The organism is Flavobacterium sp. (genome assembly GCF_040382755.1).
Classification (GTDB): Bacteria; Bacteroidota; Bacteroidia; order Flavobacteriales; family Flavobacteriaceae; genus Flavobacterium.
The window spans coordinates 1-4,641 of record NZ_JBEIET010000134.1; the positions used below are offsets into that span (position 1 = coordinate 1).

At 32.3% G+C, this 4,641-nt stretch carries 7 protein-coding genes; all 7 read left to right on the forward strand.

The annotated features are described in order from the left end of the window. Positions 1 to 175, forward strand: a 175-nt coding sequence (locus ABWO04_RS09830) for a winged helix-turn-helix domain-containing protein (RefSeq protein WP_353079545.1), incomplete at its 5' end; no start/stop codon positions are given. Beyond that, on the forward strand, positions 165 to 1,211 hold the full coding sequence (locus ABWO04_RS09835) for a sensor histidine kinase (RefSeq protein WP_353079540.1): 1,047 nt from the start codon (positions 165 to 167) through the stop codon (positions 1,209 to 1,211). The genes ABWO04_RS09830 and ABWO04_RS09835, both read left to right, overlap by 11 nt. Positions 1,212 to 1,264: 53 nt before the next feature. After that, complete coding sequence (gene trmB / locus ABWO04_RS09840; protein WP_353079541.1) at positions 1,265 to 1,939, forward strand: tRNA (guanosine(46)-N7)-methyltransferase TrmB; 675 nt, start codon at positions 1,265 to 1,267, stop codon at positions 1,937 to 1,939. Then, a complete protein-coding gene (locus ABWO04_RS09845; protein ID WP_353079542.1) occupies positions 1,939 to 2,574 on the forward strand; it encodes a LysE family transporter in 636 nt (211 codons plus the stop codon). The genes trmB and ABWO04_RS09845 overlap by 1 nt, the downstream gene beginning before the upstream one ends. Positions 2,575 to 2,717: 143 nt before the next feature. After that, on the forward strand, positions 2,718 to 3,038 hold the full coding sequence (locus ABWO04_RS09850) for an MGMT family protein (RefSeq protein ID WP_353079546.1): 321 nt from the start codon (positions 2,718 to 2,720) through the stop codon (positions 3,036 to 3,038). A gap of 148 nt (positions 3,039 to 3,186) precedes the next feature. Beyond that, on the forward strand, positions 3,187 to 4,323 hold the full coding sequence (locus tag ABWO04_RS09855; RefSeq protein WP_353079543.1) for an Mrp/NBP35 family ATP-binding protein: 1,137 nt from the start codon (positions 3,187 to 3,189) through the stop codon (positions 4,321 to 4,323). Positions 4,324 to 4,392: 69 nt separating this feature from the next. Next, positions 4,393 to 4,632 carry a NifU family protein gene (locus ABWO04_RS09860; protein WP_353079544.1) on the forward strand — a complete coding sequence of 80 codons (240 nt, stop codon included), beginning with the start codon at positions 4,393 to 4,395 and terminating at the stop codon, positions 4,630 to 4,632. Positions 4,633 to 4,641 lie beyond the last annotated feature (9 nt).

Sequence of the window (4,641 nt, forward strand, 5' to 3'; positions counted from 1 at the left end):
ACCAGGCAAAGTATTTACCAGAGCCGAAATTTTAGATAAAGTTTGGGGCAATGAAGTCATTGTAGGCGGAAGAACCATAGATGTTCACATCAGAAAACTTAGAGAAAAAATTGACGAAGATGTTTTTAAAACCATCAAAGGAGTGGGATACAAAATTGAATTAAATGGCGATTAATTTTAAAAAATCATACAAATTTGCCTTTAAATCATCACTTTATATTTCGTTTTTTGTAGTTTTAAGTTTGTTGGTTTATCATAATTTCATGCAGCCAATTAACTATTTTATTCTGATAGTTTTTCCGGTAACACTATTCTTTTTTAGTTTTTTTCTAATGCAATATCGTGTAGAAGTTTTTATCTACAAACGTATAAAAAAACTATATGATGAGGTGTCTTTGTTAGACGCTACTTCTTTACAAAACAAAACCGTTACCACTGACGTTTCTACTTTAACAAATGATATTAGAAATTTTGCAAAGGAGAAAAAAATCGAAATTGAATCGTTAAATGTTCGAGAAGAGTACAGAAGAGAATTTTTAGGGAACATTTCTCACGAATTAAAAACACCACTTTTTACGGTTCAAGGTTATTTAGATACGCTTATTGAAGGCGGCGCTATTAAAGATAAAACCTTACGCGTAAAATATATCGAACGTGCTTCAAAAGGCGTTGAAAGACTAATTAATATTGTACAAGATTTAGATATGATTTCTAAATTTGAAGTCGGTGATTTAAACATCGACATCGAAAAATTTGACATTATTAACGAAATTCAGAACGTTTTTGACCTTTTAGAAATGAAAGCCGATGCCAAAAACATCATTTTAATGTTCGATGAAAAGTACATTTCACCCATAATTGTTTATGCCGATAAAGATAAAATTCAGCAAGTTTTAACCAACTTAGTTATGAATTCTATTAAATACGGAAAAGAAAACGGCACTACAGAAATTGCGGTCGAAAAAATAAGTAAAACCAAAATTTTAGTACGTATTTACGATAACGGACAAGGAATTGAGCAACAACATATGTCAAGAATCTTTGAACGATTTTACAGAATCAACAAAAGTGGCTCAAGAGAAGAAGGCGGTTCGGGCTTGGGCTTAGCCATCGTAAAACACATTATTGAAGCACATAACGAAAAAATATTTGTGCAAAGTACGTATCAAAAAGGCTCTGAGTTTTCGTTTACCTTGAAAACGAGTAAATAATTGCGTTACCAAAACTTTAATTTTTATACTTTTGCAGGATAAAATTAATTGTTGTGGGAAGTAAAAATAAATTAAAAAGATTCAATGAAAATGCTACGTTTTCAAATGTTTTTCAACCAACTCGTGAAGAAGTAGTTAGCGATAGTTTAGCATTAAAAGGAAAATGGAATTCAGATTTCTTTAAAAACAATAACCCAATTGTTCTTGAATTAGGCTGTGGAAAAGGCGAATATTCTGTAGGTTTAGCAGAAAAATTTCCAAACAAAAACTTTATTGGAATTGATATTAAAGGGGCCCGATTTTGGCGCGGCGCTAAAACCGCTGTAGAAAACGGATTAAATAATGTAGCGTTTCTTCGTACTCAAATTGAATTAATTAAACATTGTTTTGATGAAAATGAAGTAGACGAAATTTGGATTACCTTTCCAGATCCACAAATAAAATACAAACGCACAAAACACCGTATGACCAATTCTGAATTTCTTCAGAATTATAAAAAAATACTAAAACCTAATGGGTTGATGCATTTAAAAACGGATAGCGAGTTTATGCACGGCTACACGTTAGGGTTATTACACGGTGAAGGACACGAAGTTTTGTACGCCAATCATAACGTATACAACAATGCGGGCGCACCAGAAGAAGTAACAAGTATTCAAACTTTTTACGAAAGTCAGTATTTAAAAATAAATAAAAGCATTACTTATATTCAATTTAAAATAAAATAATGTCACTATTTTTAGCTTTTGCATTTGCAGTTTTGTTTTCGTTTGTGGGGGTTTTGCCTCCAGGAATTGTAAATATGACTGTAGCAAATTATAGCGTAAAAAAAACGTTAAACAAAGCTAAAAAGTTTATCAATGGTGCTATTTTAGTGGTATTTATTCAAAGTGTTTTAGGGTTTTATTTTGCTACTTTTTTAGAAAGTAATCCGCAAGTAATGCAAAATTTAAAATTTGTAGGAAGTTTAGTCTTTATATTATTAACCTTATTTTTTTTAGGCAAGGGAATTCAAAATGCTATTCATACTAAAGATGCCATTAAGAAGAAGTCGGCAAAAAGCAAACTAAAACCCTTTTTACACGGTATTTTTATTTCGGGATTAAACATTTTCCCAATTCCATATTATGCGTTTGTAAGTTTGTATTTATCGGCTTTTATTGAAGATTTTTTTACTAATTTGGTTGGTTTAGCATTTGTTTTTGGAACAACTTTAGGAACATTTACAGTTTTTATGGGCTATGCTTTTCTGTTTCGAAAAATCAAGCATAAAGTAGCGTTTTTTATTAAAAACATTAATTTTATAATTGCTATTATTACCGGATTAATTGCTGTTTTCACCATTTATAACTTAAATAAGTAAAATTAAAACCATTAAGAAATTAAGTTTATTAAGTGAACCGTTTGTTTCTTAATGTCTTAATGGTAAAAATTATAATAATAAATTCACTATTACAAGTTGTGAATCTGTGTTAAATTGTTATCAAACTAAAATATACCTTGAAAATAAAAGAAGACAATTTTTTTGAACGTGTGTACGAAGTTGCCCGAAAAATTCCTTACGGGAAAGTAACTTCTTATGGCGCTATTGCCAAAGCATTGGGCGCGGGTCGTTCTGCAAGAATGGTCGGTTGGGCTATGAATGCGTGTCACGGGCATGATGATATTCCAGCGCATCGCGTGGTCAATCGGTTAGGACTTTTAACGGGAAAACATCATTTTGAAGGCACTAATTTAATGCAACAATTGTTAGAAAGCGAAGGTATTCAAGTAATTGATAATCAAATAATAGATTTCAAAAAACATTTTTGGGAACCTGATTTTTAGATGATTTCCCTATATTTTAATCACATAAGAAATTCCTATACACGCATTAATAAACTTTTATCGTTTGTCATTTGTCATTTGTCATTTTCAAACTATCTTTGCAATTCAGATTCAGTTTAAATAAAAGTAAAAAAGTTTACCCAATAAAATGAAATTAGATAGAAAAGAAATACTTACCGCTTTAGAAACCATTTCAATTGCTGGTGAAGGAAAAAATATGGTAGAAAGTGGTGCTGTTCAAAACGTAGTAACTTTTGGAGATGAGGTAGTTGTAGATGTAATTTTAACCACTCCGGCTTTACATATAAAAAACCGTGCCGAAGCCGATATCAAAAAAGTCATTGCCGAAAAAATAGATGCTAACGCAAAAGTTAAGGTAAATATTAAAGTAGAAGCTCCAACAAAAGAAGAAGCCAATACCATTAAAGGAAAACAAATTCCTGGAATAAGCAATATTATTGCAGTTTCATCTGGAAAAGGCGGTGTTGGAAAATCTACTATTACAGCAAATTTAGCCGTAGCGTTATCTAAAATGGGATTCAAAGTAGGTATTTTAGATGCCGATATTTACGGGCCATCTATGCCAATTATGTTCGATGTAGAATCGGCTAAACCCATTTCAGTTGAAATTGACGGTAAATCAAAAATGCAACCTGTACAAAGTTACGGGGTAGAAATATTATCCATTGGATTTTTCACTAAGCCAGACCAAGCGGTTATTTGGCGAGGTCCAATGGCTTCAAAAGCCTTAAACCAAATGATTTTTGACGCCAATTGGGGCGAATTAGATTTTATGTTAATCGATTTACCTCCAGGAACAGGCGATATTCACTTGTCAATTATGCAATCGTTACCAATAACAGGAGCTGTTGTAGTAAGTACGCCTCAAGCGGTTGCCTTAGCAGATGCAAAAAAAGGAGTTTCTATGTTTATGTCCGATGCGATTCAGGTTCCAGTATTGGGAATTATCGAGAATATGGCGTATTTTACACCAGAAGAACTTCCAGAAAATAAATATTATATTTTTGGAAAAGAAGGTGCCAAAAACTTAGCATCAGATTTAGAAGTGCCGTTTTTAGGCGAAGTACCTTTAGTACAAAGTATCAGAGAGGCAGGAGATTACGGAAGACCAGCAGCAATGCAAACGGGAACGATTTTAGAAACTGTTTTTGAAGAATTAGCCAGAAGTGTAGTAGCAGAAACGGTAAAAAGAAACGAAAATTTACCTGCTACAGAAGCAATAAAAATAACAACAATGGCAGGATGTTCTGCTGTAAAAAAATAGACATTTTAAATTTCTTAGACATTTCAGTCTAAAAATCTAAAGATTCTAATCATCTAAAAGTCTAAATAAATGACAGAAATTGAAATAACCGAAAACATAGAGAAAGCTTTAGCTGAAATTCGTCCGTTTTTAAATTCAGACGGAGGCGATATTGAATTAGTAGAAGTTCTTGATGGCAAACACGTAAAAGTTAGATTACAAGGCGCTTGTACGAGTTGCAGTTTAAGCATCAGCACAATGAAAGCGGGTGTAGAAACTACCATCAAAAAGTTTGTTCCGCAAATAGAAACAGTAGAAAATATAAAATAGTAGACTTCG

What these genes read in the sequence shown, in the direction of transcription:
- ABWO04_RS09835 (WP_353079540.1), top strand. Translation starts at nt 165, where the DNA reads ATGGCGATTAATTTTAAAAAATCATACAAATTTGCCTTTAAATCATCA.
- ABWO04_RS09845 (WP_353079542.1), top strand. Translation starts at nt 1,939, where the DNA reads ATGTCACTATTTTTAGCTTTTGCATTTGCAGTTTTGTTTTCGTTTGTG.
- ABWO04_RS09855 (WP_353079543.1), top strand. Translation starts at nt 3,187, where the DNA reads ATGAAATTAGATAGAAAAGAAATACTTACCGCTTTAGAAACCATTTCA.
- ABWO04_RS09860 (WP_353079544.1), top strand. Translation starts at nt 4,393, where the DNA reads ATGACAGAAATTGAAATAACCGAAAACATAGAGAAAGCTTTAGCTGAA.